A 2,354-nucleotide genomic window follows, 5' to 3' on the forward strand; every position below is an offset into this window, starting at 1 on the left:
GGCCGATCGCGACTGACGTCGCTCCCACAGGACGCTGCACGTGAGCGCTGACTCGTTCGCGCAACGCCTGCTGGCCTGGTTCGACGGGCACGGTCGCCACGACCTGCCGTGGCAGCATCCCCGCGCGCCGTATCGCGTGTGGCTGTCGGAAATCATGCTGCAGCAGACGCAGGTCACCACGGTCATTCCGTATTTCCTGCGCTTCGTCGAGCGCTTCCCCACCCTGCCCGATCTCGCGGCCGCATCCACCGACCACGTGATGGCGCACTGGGCGGGACTGGGCTACTACGCCCGTGCCCGCAACCTGCATGCCGCCGCGAAAACCTGCGTCGCCAACCATGACGGCGACCTGCCGCGCGATTTCGACGCGCTGCATGCGCTGCCCGGCATCGGCCGCAGCACCGCCGGCGCGATCCTGTCGCAAGCGTGGAACGACCGTTTCCCCATCCTCGACGGCAACGTCAAACGGGTGCTCACGCGTTTCCACGGCATTGCCGGGTGGCCCGGCCTGCCAGCGGTGGAAAAGCAGCTGTGGGCGCTGGCTGAAGACCATTTGCTCAACGTCCCCGACGGCCGGCTCGCCGACTACACGCAGGCGCAGATGGATTTCGGCGCCACGCTGTGCACGCGCGCCAAGCCTGCATGCGGGATATGTCCGGTACAGGACGACTGCGTGGCGCGTCGCGAGGGGCTCACCGGCGCGCTCCCCACCTCCAAGCCGTCGAAAGTGCTGCCGGAACGCGAAGCGGTGGCGCTGTGGCTGGAAAACGCGGATGGCGAGATCCTGCTGCAGCGGCGTCCGGAGACCGGCATCTGGGCCTCGCTGTGGACGTTGCCGCAAGCCGACACCGATGCCGGCCTGCGCGAATGGTTCGCGCGCGAGATGAAGGGCGCGTACGACAACGTCGAAGAACTGCCCGTGGTCGTGCACACCTTCAGCCACTACCGCCTGCAGCTGCAGCCGCTGCGCCTGCGCAAGGTCGCCCTGCGCGCCGTGGTGCGCGACAATGACGACCTGCGCTGGGTGGCTCGCGGCGAGCTCGCCGCGCTGGGCCTGCCCACGCCGATCCGCAAACTGCTTGGGAATTGACTGATGTCGCGCACCGTCTTCTGCCAGTACGAACAACGCGACACCGAGGGGCTCGATTTCGTCCCCTATCCCGGCGAGCTGGGCAAGCGCATCTACGCGGACATCGGCAAGCCCGCCTGGTCGGCCTGGCTGGCGCACCAGACGATGCTGATCAACGAGAACCGGCTGTCGCCGCGCGACCCGAAGCACCGCGCCTTCCTGGAAGCGGAGCTGGAAAAATTCCTGTTCGGCGGTGRCGCGGACAAGCCGGCGGGCTACGTCCCGACGCCCTGAGCCCGCATGCCCATCACGGCTCGGCCTGGCGCTCCACCGCCGACGCCTCGCGCAACTCTTTCTCGCTGGCACGCAAGGCCTTGACGTCCAGCGGACGGATGGTCTCGATGCGGCAGGGAATCTTGATGGGGGACGTGCCGGGACCGACCGGCAGGACGTCATCGAAACGCGCGTTCACCCGATTGGCGAACTGGGTGATGCTGATGGCGGCGGCGGACTCCAGGTCCTGGCAGCGGCCGGCGAACTCGAGCAGGTAGCCCTCCTTCGGCTTGGTCCAGACCGCGAGCGCCGAATCGCCCACCGGGGTCCAGCCATTGAGATGGCCGAGATAGCGGAAATCCTTGACGGGCTCACCGGCATGGTCGCGGTAGAGGGCCAGCCTCTCGGCCGGGCTCAGCTTGCCGGTGGCGCAGCCTGCCAGCAGTAGGGAGGCCAGCAGGGCCGTGGGAATCAGGCGTTTCATGGGCGGACTCCTGTCGTTCGGGAGAAGGGCTGTCGATAACGCCGATGATGCGCCGGCGGCGGACAGGCGGCGCAGGCCCTCCAAACCGCGTTCAGCCCGGATGCGGCTTGCCATCCCCCACCCCGATCCGTATCATCTGCGGCCTTCGCACCGGCAGCGCCGGCCCGCGACCGTTCATGGCCTGGTAGCTCAGTTGGTAGAGCAGCGGATTGAAAATCCGCGTGTCGGTGGTTCGAATCCGCCCCGGGCCACCATATCGATTCCGGAAGGCCCGCAGCGATGCGGGCCTTCTTCGTTTGTATCGGCTGCCTCGCCCCCGCGCGGATCGCGTCCGCCACGAAGCGACCTCCTACCTCCGAGATATCCGGCGCCCATGTCCGAACCCATCCGCCTTGCCAAACGCATTGCAGAACTTACCGGATGCTCGCGCACGGAGGCCGAGCAGTACATCGAAGGCGGCTGGGTCACCGTGGACGGAGAAACCATCGAAGCGCCACAGCACCCGGTGACCACGGAACGCGTGGAGAT

4 protein-coding genes and 1 tRNA gene are annotated in these 2,354 nt (G+C 67.5%); 4 read left to right on the top strand and 1 reads right to left on the bottom strand.

The window, feature by feature from the left end; genetic code table 11:
• Positions 1-40: 40 nt before the first annotated feature.
• Together mutY and AC04L7_RS16815 are read left to right on the top strand one after the other, a co-directional pair.
• Complete coding sequence (gene mutY, locus AC04L7_RS16810; protein WP_435999814.1) at positions 41-1,090, top strand: A/G-specific adenine glycosylase; 1,050 nt, start codon at positions 41-43, stop codon at positions 1,088-1,090.
• A gap of 3 nt (positions 1,091-1,093) precedes the next feature.
• Positions 1,094-1,363, top strand: coding sequence for an oxidative damage protection protein (locus AC04L7_RS16815; protein ID WP_475513465.1), 270 nt, complete (start codon positions 1,094-1,096; stop codon positions 1,361-1,363).
• A 13-nt stretch (positions 1,364-1,376) separates the two neighbouring features.
• Here AC04L7_RS16815 and AC04L7_RS16820 read toward each other — a convergent pair whose 3' ends face one another.
• Entirely contained in the window at positions 1,377-1,826 is a 450-nt protein-coding gene (locus AC04L7_RS16820; protein ID WP_435999817.1) for a DUF6491 family protein, read from the bottom strand.
• Positions 1,827-2,004: 178 nt separating this feature from the next.
• On the opposite strand from AC04L7_RS16820, the gene AC04L7_RS16825 reads away from it, so the two are divergent.
• Together AC04L7_RS16825 and AC04L7_RS16830 are read left to right on the top strand one after the other, a co-directional pair.
• Positions 2,005-2,080, top strand: a tRNA-Phe gene (locus tag AC04L7_RS16825).
• Positions 2,081-2,199: 119 nt separating this feature from the next.
• On the top strand, positions 2,200-2,354 hold a 155-nt coding region (locus AC04L7_RS16830), incomplete at its 3' end, for a S4 domain-containing protein (protein WP_475513466.1).

The organism is Pseudoxanthomonas sp. LjRoot204_2 (genome assembly GCF_056175765.1).